Origin of the sequence: Yoonia sp. 208BN28-4 (assembly GCF_037543925.1) — a bacterium.
In the GTDB taxonomy this organism is placed as follows: Bacteria; Pseudomonadota; Alphaproteobacteria; order Rhodobacterales; family Rhodobacteraceae; genus Yoonia.
Window position 1 is genome coordinate 439,727 of sequence record NZ_JBBIFY010000004.1, and the last position, 16,477, is coordinate 456,203.

The 16,477-nt window shown below is 57.6% G+C and carries 12 protein-coding genes and 1 tRNA gene; 8 read left to right on the forward strand and 5 right to left on the reverse strand.

The window, feature by feature from the left end:
• Both V8J84_RS15975 and V8J84_RS15980 read right to left on the reverse strand, forming a co-directional pair.
• Nucleotides 1-2,079, reverse strand: coding sequence for a hydantoinase/oxoprolinase family protein (locus V8J84_RS15975; RefSeq protein WP_339932978.1), 2,079 nt, complete (start codon nucleotides 2,077-2,079; stop codon nucleotides 1-3).
• Nucleotides 2,080-2,156: 77 nt separating this feature from the next.
• Entirely contained in the window at nucleotides 2,157-3,077 is a 921-nt protein-coding gene (locus V8J84_RS15980; RefSeq protein ID WP_339932980.1) for a LysR family transcriptional regulator, read from the reverse strand.
• A gap of 327 nt (nucleotides 3,078-3,404) precedes the next feature.
• Between V8J84_RS15980 and V8J84_RS15985 the strand changes: the two genes are divergently transcribed.
• Nucleotides 3,405-5,840 carry a GcvT family protein gene (locus V8J84_RS15985; RefSeq protein WP_339932982.1) on the forward strand — a complete coding sequence of 812 codons (2,436 nt, stop codon included), beginning with the start codon at nucleotides 3,405-3,407 and terminating at the stop codon, nucleotides 5,838-5,840.
• A 16-nt stretch (nucleotides 5,841-5,856) separates the two neighbouring features.
• Here the strand turns inward: V8J84_RS15985 and V8J84_RS15990 are convergent, their stop codons facing one another.
• Nucleotides 5,857-7,461 (reverse strand): GMC family oxidoreductase, encoded by a 1,605-nt coding sequence (locus tag V8J84_RS15990; RefSeq protein ID WP_339932984.1) that lies wholly within the window; start codon nucleotides 7,459-7,461, stop codon nucleotides 5,857-5,859.
• A gap of 106 nt (nucleotides 7,462-7,567) precedes the next feature.
• On the opposite strand from V8J84_RS15990, the gene V8J84_RS15995 reads away from it, so the two are divergent.
• The 4 genes from V8J84_RS15995 to V8J84_RS16010 all read left to right on the forward strand — a co-directional run bounded on the left by V8J84_RS15995 (nucleotide 7,568) and on the right by V8J84_RS16010 (nucleotide 11,719).
• Nucleotides 7,568-8,800, forward strand: coding sequence for a TRAP transporter substrate-binding protein (locus V8J84_RS15995; RefSeq protein WP_339932986.1), 1,233 nt, complete (start codon nucleotides 7,568-7,570; stop codon nucleotides 8,798-8,800).
• Between the two features lie 115 nt (nucleotides 8,801-8,915).
• The gene (locus tag V8J84_RS16000; RefSeq protein ID WP_339932988.1) at nucleotides 8,916-9,587 is read left to right on the forward strand and encodes a TRAP transporter small permease; all 672 of its coding nucleotides are present in this window, start codon (nucleotides 8,916-8,918) and stop codon (nucleotides 9,585-9,587) included.
• Nucleotides 9,587-10,945 carry a TRAP transporter large permease gene (locus tag V8J84_RS16005; protein ID WP_339932990.1) on the forward strand — a complete coding sequence of 453 codons (1,359 nt, stop codon included), beginning with the start codon at nucleotides 9,587-9,589 and terminating at the stop codon, nucleotides 10,943-10,945. The genes V8J84_RS16000 and V8J84_RS16005 overlap by 1 nt, the downstream gene beginning before the upstream one ends.
• A gap of 15 nt (nucleotides 10,946-10,960) precedes the next feature.
• Nucleotides 10,961-11,719 carry an IclR family transcriptional regulator gene (locus tag V8J84_RS16010; protein WP_339932992.1) on the forward strand — a complete coding sequence of 253 codons (759 nt, stop codon included), beginning with the start codon at nucleotides 10,961-10,963 and terminating at the stop codon, nucleotides 11,717-11,719.
• A 31-nt stretch (nucleotides 11,720-11,750) separates the two neighbouring features.
• Here V8J84_RS16010 and V8J84_RS16015 read toward each other — a convergent pair.
• Nucleotides 11,751-11,824: transfer RNA gene (locus V8J84_RS16015), tRNA-Cys, on the reverse strand.
• 138 nt (nucleotides 11,825-11,962) lie between these two features.
• Here V8J84_RS16015 and V8J84_RS16020 point away from each other — a divergent pair.
• From V8J84_RS16020 to V8J84_RS16030, 3 genes are all read left to right on the forward strand, one after another.
• Nucleotides 11,963-12,616 (forward strand): protein-L-isoaspartate O-methyltransferase family protein, encoded by a 654-nt coding sequence (locus tag V8J84_RS16020; RefSeq protein WP_339932994.1) that lies wholly within the window; start codon nucleotides 11,963-11,965, stop codon nucleotides 12,614-12,616.
• Nucleotides 12,617-12,663: 47 nt separating this feature from the next.
• On the forward strand, nucleotides 12,664-14,028 hold the full coding sequence (locus V8J84_RS16025; protein WP_339932996.1) for a TolC family outer membrane protein: 1,365 nt from the start codon (nucleotides 12,664-12,666) through the stop codon (nucleotides 14,026-14,028).
• A 104-nt stretch (nucleotides 14,029-14,132) separates the two neighbouring features.
• Nucleotides 14,133-14,966: a hypothetical protein gene (locus tag V8J84_RS16030; RefSeq protein ID WP_339932998.1), complete on the forward strand. Its 834-nt coding sequence runs from the start codon at nucleotides 14,133-14,135 to the stop codon at nucleotides 14,964-14,966.
• Here V8J84_RS16030 and V8J84_RS16035 read toward each other — a convergent pair.
• Nucleotides 14,963-16,426 carry a cobyric acid synthase gene (locus V8J84_RS16035; RefSeq protein WP_339933000.1) on the reverse strand — a complete coding sequence of 488 codons (1,464 nt, stop codon included), beginning with the start codon at nucleotides 16,424-16,426 and terminating at the stop codon, nucleotides 14,963-14,965. The genes V8J84_RS16030 and V8J84_RS16035 overlap by 4 nt on opposite strands.
• Between the last annotated feature and the right edge of the window lie 51 nt (nucleotides 16,427-16,477).

The window sequence follows — 16,477 nt, forward strand, 5'->3', positions numbered from 1 at the left end:
TTATCCCTTTCTCACAATGTCGATACAGCCGTCAGGCTGGCAGATGGCGTCGCGGCTTGCAGGCACGATGATCGTTGTCTCGTCCTCAACCACCGCCACAGGACCGGCAGCGCGCTGGCCCGCCGCCATGGCCGAGCGATCGACGATCTGCGCATCAAGGTACTTGCCCGATGCTGCGTCAAAAATCTGGCGCGCTTCGTTGCTTGTGGCGGTATCGGCCCCGCCCGTTTGTGCGATACGCGCGACCTCTTCAGGAGGTGTCGTTGCATTGACGGACCAGACCGTGATCTCGATATCCATCCCCGCGACGGGGCGGCCAAACAGCTTGGTGTAGTCTTCGATGAACCGCGCCTCGAAGGTCGCCGCATCCGGGGCCATGGCTTGTTCTTCGGTCAGCTCAATCGGGATTTCCCAGCCTTGGCCTGTGTAGCGCATGTAAACTTTGAACTCCGACAGGATCGGGCTGACGGCGTCGCAGGTGCGCACAAATCCGGTTGCCTCGGTCTTCAAGTCGCTCAGCAGGGACTTGATCCGGTCTCCGTCAAAATCGCTCAGCTTCATATAGACAGAGCGGTTTGCCTCGAACGAAAACGGTGCACGCAAGAATCCGATGGCGGAGCCTACGCCCGCGCCTTGAGGGACCAGCAAGCGGTCAATGCCCAGTTTTTCGCACAAGCGGCCCGCATGCAAAGGGGCCGCGCCGCCAAAGGCGATCATCGTGTATTCGGATAAGTCTTCACCGTTCTCGACCGCATGCACGCGGGCGGCGTTGGCCATGTTTTCGTCCACGACCTCGGCCAGGCCAAAGGCCGCCTCAACCGCATCCATGTCCAGAGTATCACCAACGTGATGCGACAACGCGGCCTTGGACGCGTCGGGGTGCAATTGGATTGATCCGCCCGCAAAATTATCAGGGTCAAGTTTGCCTAGTACAAGGTCGGCGTCCGTTACCGCGGGGCGTTTTCCGTCGCGGCCATAGCACGCAGGGCCCGGCTCGGATCCCGCGCTTTCAGGGCCGACACGGATCTGGCGCATGGCATCCACATGGGCCAGTGATCCGCCGCCAGCGCCAATTTCGACCATATCAATCACGGGGATCGAGATGGGCATGCCGGAACCCTTTTTGAAGCGGTAAGTGCGCGCAACCTCAAACACCCGTGACGTCTTTGGCGTTTGATTTTTGATCAGGCAAATCTTGGCTGTGGTGCCACCCATGTCGAATGACAGCACCTTATCAAGACCATAACGCGCCGCGATGTGGGCTGCGAATACCGCACCACCGGCGGGGCCAGATTCGACCAAACGCACGGGAAAATCGGCGGCGTTCTGGATCGAGATAATCCCACCGCCAGAGTGCATCAGGAAGATGCGGCAGGCGACGCCTTCCGCTTTCAGGCGATCCTCAAGACGACCCAGATAAGAGGCCATCAGCGGCTTGATGTAGGCGTTGGCGACGACGGTGTTAAACCGTTCGTACTCGCGCATTTGGGGGCTGACTTCGGACGAGATCGACACTGCGACATCGGGCAGTTTTTCGGCCAGAACATCGCGCACCAGTTCTTCGTGGGCGGGGTTCAGGTAAGAGTGGATCAGGCCGACTGCGACGCTTTCAAAACCGGCAGCAGCGATCTTGTCCACCACGGCCTCGACCTCTGCGCGGTCGATATCGACCAAGACCTTGCCGTTGGCATCTACACGTCCCGCCACAGTAAAGCGCATCTGACGCGGCAAGAGAGGCTCCGGCAGGTTCAGATTGAGATCATATTGCTCAAAACGCGACTCAGTGCGCATTTCGATTACATCGCGGAACCCTTCAGTCGTGATCAAGGCCGTCTTGGCCCCACGCCGTTCGATCAGCGCATTCGTCGCCAAGGTCGTGCCGTGGATGATCTGGTCAATCTCGCTGGGCGCGACACCCGCCTTGGCGCAAACCTGATGCATTCCGTCGATGATCGCATTCTCGGGTGCGGCATAAGTCGTCAGCACTTTGGTCGAAAACGGCACACCGTCCTTTTCCAAAACAACGTCTGTAAACGTGCCGCCGATATCGACGCCAAGACGAATGGATGTCGCTGCCATCTGAGGCTCCTGCAATGAGTTACCTAAGCAGATGGCCTGAAATGCGCGCACTAATCAAATCGATTAAATCTTTCGCCCTAATCAATTTTATTGATTGGCTGATCGTGCTCCATCGCCGTTTTGGCGATCTGCGCCGCTTTCTGAACATAGCGCGCCGCGCGGGCAGGGGCGTAGCGTGCATGAAACAGCAACGGATCAGGCAGCCAATCGCTTTGGATTTTATGCAGGTTTCCGGCAACCACCTCTGCGGCGACCAACCGCTCGGGCAGGAGTGCCACACCAAGGCCCTCAAGGACCATGGGAAGGCAGGCGGACAATGCGCTTGAGTGCACAATTCGCTCAGCACCCAATCCACGCGCCTTCGCTACATTGTGCAACGCGGCACAGGCCTGCGTGTGCTTGGCATGGGTGATCACGGTCAGATCAAACAGGTGATCCAAAGTGGGCTGGTCATCGATGCGTTGGTGCAATTCGGTATTGGCAACCCAGCAGTAGTGCTCTTGACCCAAAGCGTCATTGGTGAAGTTTCTGGTTTTGAACGGACCTGTTTGTAGCGCCAGATCAAGCTGCCCTTCCATCAGGCGTGTCTCGATGGCCGTGGAAAGATCGACCTCCAGCTGAATGCGCAGCTTGGGGTAGGCGTCTTTCATCAGGCGCAAAAATCCTTGCAACCATGTGCAGGCGACAAGCTCCGTGACGCCAAGCCTGAGTGTTTCTTCGATCAATTCCTGACGGCCGGCTTCCTCAATCAGCGCCTCTCCCGCCCAGAGAACTTCGCGCGTCTTTTGCAGCAATTTCTCACCGTCGGACGTCAATCGCAGAGGGCCTGCATCGCGGATGAGCAGGACCACATTGAGTGCGGTTTCGAGTGCCGTGATACGCGCAGAGATATTGGGTTGCGTCGTGCCAAGCGCCGCCGCCGCAGCCCGAAACGTTCCGGTATCAACGACAAAGGCAAATGCCTCGAGTTGCTTGAGCGTGAACCGGCTTTTTATCATTCGGACCCCAATGATAGATTTTGCTGATTGTGACGTTACTCATTCAAATCGTGTCAGCAAGTTATTTGCGACTGCCTGCAGTTCTAACATCGCGTTTTTGACAATGCCGACATCGGTGCAAACCAGTCGCGGCTTCATCAGTCTCTGCGATCCTCTTGAAGGTTTATTCTTGATGGGAAAGTCACGCGGTTTTGCTTGAGTATGTTCGGGCAGTTGATACCCGATTTGATCGCAAGTCACTTTTGTCGCGTGGTTGCAAAAGAAACATCTTGTCCCAGCGGTTCTGTCGCGTGCAACACTGCGCGGCGAATAACTACAGGGCAGGCCATGAAATCCAGAACCAAAGTCGTTGTGATCGGTGGTGGCATCGCGGGGTGCTCGACCCTTTATCATTTGACCCAAGAGGGATGGACAGATGTCGTTCTGGTTGAACGCGATGAGCTAACCTCTGGCACCACGTGGCATTCGGCAGCGCAAGTCACGAACTTTGGTATGAACCAGACGATGGTGGGGCTAAAATCCCACTCCATCGCGCTTTACAAAAAACTACGTGACGATCCTGATTATCCGGTGGGCTATCATCATGGTGATGGCGGTATCCGGCTGGCCAATACCGAGGCACAGATGCAGGGGTATCGCCATTTTGCATCGATGGCGCGCGGCATGGGGGTCACCTACGAGGTGATCGATGCGCAGGAATGTGCGCGCCGCCATCCGCTGATCTCGACCGACAATCTGCTAGGCGGTCTGTGGGATGGCGAAGACGGTGATATCGATCCGGCGCAACTGTGTCAGGCGCTGGCCTTTCACGCCCGCAAGGCAGGGGCCGAAGTTTATCGCAATACGCCTGTCACGGGGCTGACCCGGCACAAAGACGATACTTGGACCGTGCACACAGAACACGGCGATATCGATTGCGATTGTGTGGTGAATGCGGGCGGCTACCGCGTGAACGAAATCGGTGCGATGATGGGGGTGCAGCATCCTGTCGCGTCGATGGAGCATCAGTATTTCATCACCGAAGACATTCCCGCCATCGCAGAAGCGGGCCACAGGATGCCGCTGCTGCGATGCCCGATCTCCGACTATTATTCACGTCAGGAGAAAGGCGGGCTGCTGGTCGGATTTTATGAACAGGACTGCAAGACGTGGGGCATGGACGGGATCAGCCCCGCGTTCTCGAACGATTTGTGCCCCGATGATCTGGACCGCGTGATGGACGTGCTGGAAGGTGCGTTTGAACGGATGCCGGCCTTGACCGACGTTGGCATCAAGCGCGTGGTCAACGGCCCTATCACCTATACGATTGACGGCGCCCCATTGGTCGGGCCGATCCCCGGCAAGCGCAACGCCTTCTGCATTATCGGGTTGCGTGCCGGATTAGGCGAAGGGGGCGGGCACGGCTGGCTTCTGGCTCAGCAGATCGTGCATGGTGAGGCGCAATACGATACATGGTGCATCGATCCACGCCGCTTTACCGGACACGCAACTGTCGAATTGACCGCGCGCAAGGCGATCGAGGATTACCAAAACGAATTCCGGTTCCATTTTCCGCACGAACACCGCCCTGCTGGCCGAAACGCCAAGACAACGCCGCTGACGCCCGTTCTAGCCGCTGAAGGTGCAGAGTTTACCGTGGTCAACGGGTGGGAGCGCGTGGATTACATCAAACCGTCGCCCGATTTTCATCCAACCCTTAGCTTCGACTTTGACGAGGCATTCGATGTTGTCGCAGCAGAGATTGCAAATGTGCAGGCCAATGTCGGGCTGGCTGAGGTAAACGGCTTCAACCGGATCGAGATCACTGGCGCGGACAGGCACGCGTTTCTGGACCGAATGGTTTGTGGCACCGTGACCAAGCGGGACGGGCGCGTCGGGCTGGGGTATCTGCTGAACCACCATGGCTGTGTCAAAGCCGAAGCGACCTTTGCCAATTTACCTGCATCTGATCGCGGGCCAGCGCGGGTTTGGTACGGGTCAGCGGCTGCGTCTGAATATCACGACATGGATTGGCTGGCAGCGCATGTCAAAGATGGTGAAGATGTCCAGTTGCGCAGTCTTACAAATGACCAGACGATACTGGTGCTGGCTGGACCGAAAGCGCGCGATGTCCTTGCAAAGTGTGCACGCGGCGACTGGTCAGCGGCTGCGTTTCCGTGGTTGTCCGTGCGCGAGTGCTGCATCGGGTTTGCCCCGGCCACGGTCATGGGTGTTAGCTTTTCCGGAGAGCTGGCCTACGAAATCCATGTGCCAAACGCATCGCTTTACGCAGCATACCTCGCGCTAAAAGAGGCCGGTGCCGACCATGGCCTGAAGCTTTTTGGTGCGCGCGCAGTAGAGGCAATGCGGATGGAAATGGGGTTCCTGCACTGGAAGGCCGACTTGATTACAGAGTTTGACCCGTTCGAGACCGGGCTGTCGCGGTTCGTGAAGTTGGACAAGGGCGACTTTGTCGGAAAGGCGGCATTGATTGCGCGGCAGAAAAACGGACCAACCGCCCAGCTTGTGACGTTGCAAGTTGAGGCGTCTCACGCGCCCGCGCACCCGGGTGCATCTGTCATGCGTGACGGGAAGGTCGTGGGGACGGTCACGTCGGGTGAATACGGTCACCGTGTTGGGATGAACCTTGCCTATGCGTTTGTGTCGCCCCAGACCAGCGGCGACGAAACGGGGTTGAGCATCGACATGTGTGGCGAGATGGTTGGCGCGCAGATCGTCACACAACCGCTCTACGATCCTGACTTCATACGGATGCGCAGCTAATCTGACGGGCGAGGGGTCAGCCCGCGAGATTGTCCGCGATGATTAGATCTGATGCCTTTTCGCCAATCATGATGGCGGGGGCGTTTGTGTTGCCCGACACAATCTCTGGCATGATCGAACAATCAGCCACGCGCAGACCGCGAATGCCGTGCACGCGCAACCGGTCATCGACGACTGCCATCTTGTCCTGCCCCATTTTGCAGGTGCCTGTCGGGTGGTAAATGGACGCGGTGTTGTTGCGAATCCAATCCAGCGTGGCCGCATCATCATCAATTGGTAGTTCCGGATTTGGCCGGAATTCGGTCGAAATCTTCGAGGTCAGCGGCGCACAGCGCGAAATTCTGCGTGCGATCTTAACGCCCTCCACCAATGTTTGGCAGTCAGTGGTTGTCGACAGATAGTTCGGAATGATTTTCGGGTAGTCGCGACCGTTCGCGCTTCTCAGACGGATTTCGCCTTTGGATTCGGGTCGAAGCTGACACACAGATACGGTGAATGCAGAAAACGGATCGGCCCCTTTGCCAGGATTTTCGGCGGACAGCGGTTGAACATGAAACTGGATGTCCGGCGTTTCAAGATCATCGCGGGTTTTCAGAAAACCCGTCGCGAGGCTTGCCGCCATTGTCATCGGGCCTGAACGAAACAGTGCGTATTTCAGCCCGATCCGCGCCTGACCCATGAGGCTGCCGACCTCGTCATTCAGGGTCGGTTCGTTGCATTTGTAAACGAGACGCGCCTGCAAATGGTCTTGCATGTTTTTGCCCACACCAGGCAGGTCTTGGGTCACGTCAATCCCGTGATCCGACAGTTGCGCCACTTCGCCGATACCGGACAGCATCAAAAGCTGGGGCGAATTGATCGCGCCACCGGAAAGGACGATCTCGCGGTTTGCGGTGATCTTTTGCGTCTGGCCCGCACGATCGCGGTAGTGAACGGCCACAGCGCGTTTGTCTTTAATCTCAACACGTTCGACATGGGCGTGCGTTATGATCGTCAGGTTCTTGCGCGACTTGATCGGGTTCAGAAACGCGACAGCTGACGAACAGCGCCGACCGTTGCGGGCGGTCAGTTGGAAAAAGCCGACACCCTCTTGCTGCGCGCCGTTGTAATCGGGGTTAAACGGATAGCCGGCGGTCTGGGCGGCGGCGACCCAGGCATCGGTGATGGGCCGCTGGATGCGCATGTTCGACACCGACAGATTGCCCTGATCGCCGTGAAATTCGTCCGCGCCACGTTCGTTCTTTTCCGAGCGTTTGAAAAGCGGCAGCACATCGTCCCAGCCCCAGCCGGAGTTCCCCATTTGCGCCCAGCGGTCATAGTCCTGCGGCTGCCCGCGCACATACAAAAGTCCGTTCAGCGACGATGATCCGCCAAGCACTTTGCCGCGCGGCCATTCGATGGACCGGCCGTTCAGACCTTCATCGGGTTCAGTTTTGTAGCACCAGTCCACCTTGGGATTATGGATGGTTTTGAAATAGCCAACGGGGATGTGAATCCACGGATTGCGATCCGCGGGACCGGCTTCGAGCAGAACAACTTTGGCCTTTGGATCGGCGCTAAGCCGGTTGGCCAAAACGCACCCCGCAGAGCCCGCTCCAACTATGACGTAATCTGCATTCACGACAGCTTTCCCTTCGCTTGGAAGAAAACACTATGCAGATGTGAAAAACTTATCTAGTCTTTTTTGATAATAAATGTCTCAATAAATGACAAAATGGGAGGAAACTATGACAATTAACAATCGGATCAATGGTGTCTCGCGACGCGATTTCTTTAGGATTGCCGGTACTTACGGCATGAGCTCCACGCTGCTTGCTGCGGGTGCTTTTGGTGGCGCAATGACTGCTGCCAACCTCGCTTCGGCGGCAGAATCAACCTACGAGCGGCGCTTTTCAAAAGAGCCACGCTTCACGCTGAAGTTCGGTGCTGCCGGATTTAACCCGCAGAACCTGCTGATCGAACGTGCTGGCGCACTGGAATTTGCACGCGACATTGAAGCCCGCACAGACGGCGAAATTCGGGTCGAATTTATTGGCAACAACCAGATTTGTGGCCAGACATCCTGCGTTGAAAAGACCCAGCAGGGGATCGTCGATATTTACGCAGCATCCACGCAGAACTCTGCGGGCGGTGCGCCTTATCTGAACGTGCTGGATTACGCCTATATGTTCCGTAACCGCGCGGACCAGTATCACTTCCTGTATTCGCCAAAGTCGATGGCGATGCTGCGCGAACCTTACGAGCGCAACCACGGTTTGAAATTCCTGTTCAGCCACGCAGAATTGCGCGGCATCCAGCTTGGTCTGGCATGGGAAGACAAGCCGACGGTTACATCCGTGGAAGAGCTGTTCGGCACCAAGAACCGCGTCACCGGCACGCAGCTTGGCCGGATCGCAATGAACGCGCTAAACCTGAACCCTGTGCCAATCGCTTGGGAAGAAACGCTTGATGGTCTCAAGCAGGGCCTGATCGACGGTGCTGAAACATGGGCGTCGGCTGTGGCTTATGCCAACATGTCGCCAGTTGTGTCCCAGTCGGTTCACCTGAACTTCTTCTGCGGCACCGAGCACACCGCGATGAGCGCGTCTGTCTTCGATAGTCTTGGGGGTGATCTTCAGGATGCCGTGATGGAATCGTCCTATTGGGCGCAGACACACGTGCAGGCCGCAAACGAGGCCGCGCTGGTCAAAACAGTTGGTCTGTCCGATCCGCAGCTGCCAGGCACAATCTTTGCCGAGAACAACGTGCGCAACGCGTTCCTGTCGGATGCTGAAATCCGCAAGGCCGAAGAGATGTGTTCGCCAGAGTTCCAGCCGCAGCTTTGGGAAGAGTGGCGCGAGCGGATCAACGGCTGGCAGGGTGGTGCCGACACCTATCAGGAGATCTATGACGAGGTGCGCACAATTGACGCCAACACCTTGCCTGAGAACGTTGAGCCACGACGCTGGTGGAAAGGCTAATACGCCACTCGAAAAACTGGTTTGGCCGCTTGGGGTGCTTGCCCGAAGCGGCCTTACCGCGCAAGATAAGCCACCATCAAACCGGTGGCATAGATGACAGAGCGGGAGGGGTGGCATGTCGATCTTGGGGGACGCGGCCACGATTGTGACGCGCACAATCAGTGGTGATATCGATTTTCAGGTGGTGAACGCATATCGGTCGCAAGCAGCGTGGGTGGTTTTTGTTCCGCTGACACTGATTGGCGGGCTTGCTGTTTATTATCTCTATCGCGCGGTGCCGTGGCTTGAACGCAACCTTGAACGCACGATTGTCGTCTGGTCGTACATCCTGATGGCGCTGATTATCTTCTCGGGCGTGATCCAGCGATTTTTCCTATCCGGCCAACCGGCTTGGTCTACCACTGTGCCACCGCTCATCTTTATGATCATGGCGTGGTATGGCTGTTCGTTCAACGTCCGCCTGCGGACGCACCTGAGTTTTAACGAATTCCGCACCAAATTTTCGCGCAAGGGCCAGATCGCGGTTCTTAGCCTTGATGCCGTGCTTTGGCTGATGTTCTGCATGATTGTCATCACGACAGTCTCGCGCGAGGTTGTCCGGTCATATTCCAATTTCCAGATCGTGCTGGGCACCGATAACACCATGCAGTGGTGGTTCCTGATTACGATCCCCGTTGCATTTATCCTGATGGCGGGGCGCGTTTTCGAAAACCTTTTCGAGGACTGGAGCAACTATCGCAACAACCGCCCCCTGATCAATCAGGCTGTCATCGGAGGTGATGTCTGATGGCCGATAGCACGCTTATCACACTGATCTCTCTTGCTGTGACAGTCCTGTTCATGCTGGGCACACCGGTCCTTCTCGTGATTTTCTACTGGGTTGTGGCTTGTAGTTTTGTGATCGATCTGCCGCTTGATAATACGGGCGCGGAGATGTTGAACGTGTTCAACAAGGGCTTTGCGCTGCTTGCGATGCCGCTTTTCATTCTGACAGGGGACCTGATCAACAAATCAGGGATCGCCCGACGATTATCCGATTTCGCCTATGCGTGCCTTGGCTGGCTGCGCGGTGGTCTGGCGATGGCATCCATCGGCGCCTGCGGCTTGTTCGCCGCGATTTCAGGTTCGAACTCGGCCACAACCGCCACCATCGGCTCCATGCTGCATCCTGAAATGGTCAAAGGCGGCTATGACGAACGGTTCTCTGCAGCGACAGCAGCGGCCGGCGGCACAGTGGGGATTATCATCCCGCCGTCGATTATCTTTATCGTCTACGGCTTTTTGATGAACCTGCCGATTTCCGATCTGTTTGTTGCGGGCATCATTCCGGGCACGCTGATGGTACTGGGCATGATGGTGACCTGCTTTGTGATCTGTTCCATCAACGGCTGGGGGTATCTCATCCGCCTGTCGTTCATGCGTGTGACAAAAACCGCGATTGGCGCGTGGCTTGGCTTTTTTGCTATCGGTCTTGTGCTGTGGGGCATTTACACTGGCAAATTCTCTCCAACCGAGGCCGCTGGCGTCACCGTGGGCTTTTGCATCATCGTGGGCTTGCTGTCCTATCCCATGAACAAAATGATGGGCACGGATGCCGACACGCCTGTATCGGAAAAGTCGGTGACGTCGATGTTTGTCGTCGAAGGGTTCACCCTGTTTGACATCCCGTCCATCGTGGTGCGGTCAGCACAGATCACCGGCATCCTTGCCCCGCTGATCGCGGTTTCCGTGGTTATGCAGCAGGTCCTGTCCGCGATGGGTGCGCAAGAGACGATCGGCAGCTTTGTGACCAGCATGGGCGGTTACTACCCCGTTCTATTCACCGCCATGGCGATGGTTTTTGTGGCGGGCATGATCCTTGAGTCCTTGCCCGTCACGATCATTCTAGCTCCGATCCTTGCGCCGATTGCAGCGTCGGTCGGCGTTGATCCGATCCACTTCTCGGTGATCTTCCTTGTGGGCGCGTCGATTGGTTTCATCACGCCTCCGTATGGGTTGAACCTGTATGTGGCGTCAGGTGTGACAGGCGTGCCGTATTTCAGGCTTCTGCGATATTCATCGCTTTATCTGATTTCACTGATCGCCGTCTGGATCTTGGTTGCGCTGACACCGGAACTCGCTCTATGGCTGCTGCCGGACCGATAGGAAGGGCATTGATGGATGAGCGATAAAGGTCAGATACCGACTAATCTGCGCCTGTTCGTCTTGGTCGAATACATTGCCGCGCAAGGACTTCCTCAGTCGCCAAACGCGCTTAGTATCGCGCTTGGCCTGCCCAAACCAACAATCCACCGTCTATTGGCCACCGCCGAGGACGAGGGTCTTTTGCAGCGTGATATAGACGGCAGGTCCTTTGGGCCGGGCACAAGATTGCGCAAGCTGGCCGCCCATACGCTGTCATCGCAACGCTTGCGGACGGAACGGCTTTTGGTGATGAAATCGCTTGCCGAAGAGGTGGGCGAGACCTGCAATCTTGCTGCACCGGGTCGCTCTATGATGGTCTATCTGGACCGTGTTGAAACCCATTGGCCACTGCGGATCCAGTTGCCCGTGGGCACGCAGGTCCCATTCCACTGCACAGCCAGCGGTAAGATGTATTTGTCATCGCTGCGATCCGATAAATTCCGCCGCCTGCTGGAAATGCTGCCGCGCGAAAAGATGACGGGTCGGACCATCGTGAACGCCGACCGTCTGGCCGACGAGATGTCGATGATCCGCGAGAGGGGCTTCAGCACCGACAATCAGGAATTTATGGACGGCATGGCTGCGATCGCCGTCCCGATCCGCGACGACAGCGGTAGGCTCCTCACCACGCTATCCCTGCACGCGCCCGTACAACGCAAAAGCGTCGCCGCCTTGTCGGAGTCATATGAGGTGCTTAAAAACGCCGCCAGCCAGCTTGAAGACCTTCTGACTTAGGCGCAAACGCCTAATTTGGCAGCGCGTCAAGTGGAGGCGAGTACCGGAATCGAACCGGTGTACACGGATTTGCAATCCGCTGCGTCACCACTCCGCCAACTCGCCTCACGTGGTGTGAGCGGAGCGATATACAAATCATTAGACCTGCGCAAGATGCCGCGGAGGTGTCATGAGACATTGCCGCGCTAAGCCATGTATGGCATCTAATTGGCAAACAGGATTCTGAACGAAAGAGTTTAGCGCGTGACAGATTTTGCAGCCCGCCGCACGATGATGGTCGACACTCAGGTGCGCCCTTCGGATGTGACGAAATTCCCGATCATTGATGCCATGCTTGAAACCCCGCGCGAGGTATACGTGCCCGACGGCCTGCAAGAGGCGGCTTATGTCGGTGAAAACCTTGATATCGGTGGTGGGCGCACAATGCTTGAGCCGCGCACGCTGGCCAAAATGCTTGATGCGTTGGACTTGCAGACCGATCAGGTTGCCTTGGACCTGGGCTGTGGTCTTGGCTATTCGACTGCGATTTTGGCGCGCCTTGTCGAATTTGTTGTCGGCGTCGAAGACGATGAGGGTCGCGCAATAGAAGCTCAGGGTATCTTGTCGGATCAGGGCATCGATAACGCCGCCGTCATGCACGGCGCGCTTGCGGACGGCGCGGCCAAATCCGGCCCCTATGACGTGATCATCGTTCAGGGCGCGGTTGAGACAGTGCCTGAGAGCCTGCTTGCGCAGCTTAAAGAGGGTGGTCGCATTGCATGTGTCTTTGCGGAAGGTGCGCTGGGCGTGGTGCGGATCGGTCACAATCTGGATGGCGCTGTGAACTGGCGTTTTGCTTTTAACGCAGGTGCGCCATTGTTGCCGGGGTTTGCCCGCGCACGCGCTTTTGCGCTTTAACACCTAGGATATCGCGGTAGCCAATGCGCCGCACGAGAGGACGCAGCATGAAGATCATTCGCAAGAGCATCAGCGCGATCGCCGTCATGGTGTCCCTTGGCGCAACAACAGTCACCGCATCGGCTGAAACATTGGCAGACGCGCTGGTCTATGCCTACGAACATTCCGGTTTGCTCGACCAGAACCGCGCCCTCTTGCGCGCGGCTGACGAAGATGTGGCGCAGGCCGTTGCGGCCACGCTGCCGATCATCAACTGGTCGTCGACCGTGACCGCGACATCGCCGCAAGCCCCCGGTGGTGACCTGATTGCAGCCAACGCGCGGATTTCCGGCGAGCTTGTGATTTTCGATGCCGGTGCGAACCAACTGGCCATCGACAGCCAGAAAGAGCTTGTTCTGGGGACGCGTCAGGCGTTGCGGAATGTTGAGCAGCAGGTGCTGTTCCGCGCAATCGAGGCCTATATGAATGTGCGCCGCGATAGTGAGTTTGTGGCCCTGCGCCGAAATAACGTGCGCTTGATCACGCAAGAGTTTCGCGCAGCTCAGGACCGCTTTGAAGTGGGCGAAGTGACAAGAACCGACGTGTCACTGGCCGAGGCGCGGCTTGCGTCAGCACGTAGCTTGCTGGCCTCCGCTGAAGGTGCGCTTGCACGCTCGATTGAGGAATTCCGCGTTGCCGTTGGCCGTCGGCCCAATGCGCTGCGGCCTGTCACACCAGCGCCTGTGTCGCGCAGCATCGCCGACGCCAAGGCATTCGCCGTGCGCAATCACCCCAATATTCTTGAGGTACAACACTCTGTCACCGCGGCAGAGTTGAACATCCGTCGTGCAGAAGCCGCGATGCAGCCAACTGCGCGTCTGACCGGCAGCATCGGCATCGATCAGGATACCAATGTCGGGCGTCAGATCGGCATCACTGTCGGCGGTCCGATCTATCAGGGTGGGCGTCTGTCCAGTCAGGTGCGCCAGTTTATGGCCCGCCGCGATGCAGCCCGTGCCAGCCTGCATATCACGCGCCACAATCTTGAGCAGCAGGTAGGCAATGCCTACGCGTTTCTTGAGGTTGCACGCGCGTCCCGACAGGCCTCTGATCAGCAAGCCCGCGCCGCAACGGTCGCCTTCCGCGGCGTTCGCGAGGAGGCCACGTTGGGCGCCCGCACCACGCTTGATGTACTGAACGCAGAGCAGGAATTGCTTGATGCGCAAGCCAACCAGATCTCCGCGCAGGCAGACGAGGTCATCGCGTCTTATTCGCTTCTGTCGGCAATGGGGCTTTTGACGGCGCAGCACCTGCATCTTCCGGTGCAGCAGTATGATCCGACCGGGTACTACAATCTGGTAAAGGATGCGCCGACGATCACATCCGAACAGGGTGCGGCACTTGATCGTGTTCTGCGGGCGATCGGCGACTAGGGTGCCGCCGCGCGGCCTTTGATCATTCCAATTTTAGGCACTGTCAGTTGTTTGATAACGCAGTTTGCGTTACAGTTGCCTAGAGGCCAAAGCAGGATCACAGAATGTCCGACCCGATGACCAATCTCCAGATTGAGGATGTCTTAACTTCTATCCGCAGGCTTGTGGCCGAGGGCGATAAATCGCGGGCTGCTGATAAACCCGTATCAGGGGCCAGCAAGCAGGCGCCGACAGCTGCCAATAGTCCTGACCGCTTGGTGCTGACACCGGCTTTGCGTGTTGGCGATGATGCCAAGGCTGAGATTGATGATGCGCCTGAAGATCGGGTAAGCGGTGATGCGGCTGTTCAGGCGGCCTCGGATACGTCACCGGTTGAGGCAACTGCCTTGGCTGCAACGGCTGCCGAAACTGTGTTCTCAGAAGCCGATACATCATCCGCCGTCGAGATTGTATTTGAAGACGAGCCTGACGACCTGTCCGATTACGCTGTGACAGAGATTGAGCCTGTTGAAGAGTCTGCCCCAGAAGCCGAAACAGACACACCGCAGCCCGAGGCAACGGTTGCTGATATCACAGCGCCCGAGCCGTCATTCCGGCATTTTGATCGTGATGCGCTGATGCGGGACAATCGCCCGCTGCATAGTGTGTCCGACCACGTAGTGGAGGAGCCTGCCGTTGATGAAACGGAGGACTTCGGCGACGATCTTGCAGTTGATACAGCCCCTGATCCTCAGGTTGATGAAAAGCTGAACGCGTTCCTGTCTGACGACGCGATGCTGGCGGATGCCGGTCTTGATGAAGAAACACTTCGCGAGCTGGTCAAAGATGTGATCCGTCAGGAATTACAGGGCGTTATGGGCGAGCGGATCACGCGCAACGTCCGCAAGCTGGTTCGCCGCGAAATACACCGCATCCTGGCGGCACAGGATTTCGACTAACCCGACCCTTTGACCGGTGCGGCCATTGCCAGCAGCGCATCTATATCCATGTGTGTCTCAAGGTGCTGCGCAAGATCATCCAGCGTCTTGGTCACGCCAGCCTGATAATCTGTCGCCACCGGCGCGGCCCCAAGCTTTTCCAGAAACAGGCTGCGGAAGCCATCTGACGCAAATAGCCCATGCAAATAGCACCCTTGCACGCGCCCGTCGTGATTGGCTGCCCCTTCGCCGCGCCCGTCAATTTGCAACCACGCGTTTGCGCAGTCTGGCCCTGTCGTGTTGCCGATATGAATTTCATAACCGTCCACAGTCTCGCCGCTGGCAATGTGGACAGCGCTGGTGCGGGCAAGACGCTTTTCCGGTTTCATGACCGTCACAACATCAAGATGCCCCAGCCCGGGAACGCGGGCAGGCGGGCCTTCTATCCCGTCTTCGTCAATAATCTCGCGGCCCAGCATCTGGTAGCCGCCACATACGCCTAGCACGTGTCCACCGCGCCGGATGTGGGCGTGCAGATCAATGTCCCAACCTTGCACACGGAAATGGGCAAGATCGGCAATGGTCGATTTTGACCCGGGGATCAGGATCAGGTCCGCGTCGGCGGGCAGGGGGCGACCCTCCGGAACAATTTCGACGGAAATGTCGGGGCTTGCTGACAGCGGATCAAGGTCATCGAAATTGGCGATCCGGTTCAGCTTTGGCACGGCGATTTTAATCGGTCCGCCCGCGCGACTTGCGATATCCATCACGTCTTCGGCTGGCAGTTTCCACGCATCGGCAAACCACGGGATAATTCCAAGCGGCGCCCAACCGGTCCGGTCAGCGATGATATCCATGCCATCGGAGAAAAGAGTCGGATCGCCGCGAAATTTGTTGATGCCGAACGCTCGGATCAGGTCGCGGTCTTCTTGCGGCAGCACGGCGTGTGTGCCCACAAGCTGCGCAATGACACCACCGCGATCAATGTCGCCGATGAGCGCCACAGGCACGCCTGCTGCGGTTGCAAAGCCCATGTTGGCAATGTCACCGCTGCGCAAATTCACCTCGGCGGGGCTTCCGGCACCTTCGATGATGATCAGATCGTGTTGCGCTGATAGCCGGTGAAAACTGTCCAGAACGGCAGGCATAAGCGTTGACTTCATGCGTCCGTAATCGCGGGCCTTCATGGTGGTCAGCCGCTGTCCTTGCACAACCACCTGCGCCCCCACTTCGGATTCCGGTTTGAGCAGCACGGGGTTCATGTCAACCACAGGGTTCAGCCCGCAGGCCAGCGCCTGAAGCGCCTGTGCGCGGCCAATCTCACCTCCGTCTACCGTGACGGCTGCATTGTTGGACATGTTTTGCGGCTTGAAGGGGGCGACAGACAGGCCACGCTTGACCGCCGCACGCGCAATGCCCGCCACTAACATGGATTTGCCCACGTTCGAGCCCGCGCCCTGTATCATGATGGCTTTGGTCATTGCGTCCCCTTTGCATGCCACGTCTAATGATGCCGCAGCGAGAGGGAAAGC

Coding starts and splice junctions, on each gene's coding strand:
- V8J84_RS16005 (WP_339932990.1), top strand. CDS start 9,587: ATGGCCGATAGCACGCTTATCACACTGATCTCTCTTGCTGTGACAGTC.
- V8J84_RS16035 (WP_339933000.1), bottom strand. CDS start 16,426: ATGACCAAAGCCATCATGATACAGGGCGCGGGCTCGAACGTGGGCAAA.
- V8J84_RS15985 (WP_339932982.1), top strand. CDS start 3,405: ATGAAATCCAGAACCAAAGTCGTTGTGATCGGTGGTGGCATCGCGGGG.
- V8J84_RS15995 (WP_339932986.1), top strand. CDS start 7,568: ATGACAATTAACAATCGGATCAATGGTGTCTCGCGACGCGATTTCTTT.
- V8J84_RS15980 (WP_339932980.1), bottom strand. CDS start 3,077: ATGATAAAAAGCCGGTTCACGCTCAAGCAACTCGAGGCATTTGCCTTT.
- V8J84_RS16000 (WP_339932988.1), top strand. CDS start 8,916: ATGTCGATCTTGGGGGACGCGGCCACGATTGTGACGCGCACAATCAGT.
- V8J84_RS16010 (WP_339932992.1), top strand. CDS start 10,961: ATGAGCGATAAAGGTCAGATACCGACTAATCTGCGCCTGTTCGTCTTG.
- V8J84_RS16030 (WP_339932998.1), top strand. CDS start 14,133: ATGTCCGACCCGATGACCAATCTCCAGATTGAGGATGTCTTAACTTCT.
- V8J84_RS15975 (WP_339932978.1), bottom strand. CDS start 2,079: ATGGCAGCGACATCCATTCGTCTTGGCGTCGATATCGGCGGCACGTTT.
- V8J84_RS16025 (WP_339932996.1), top strand. CDS start 12,664: ATGAAGATCATTCGCAAGAGCATCAGCGCGATCGCCGTCATGGTGTCC.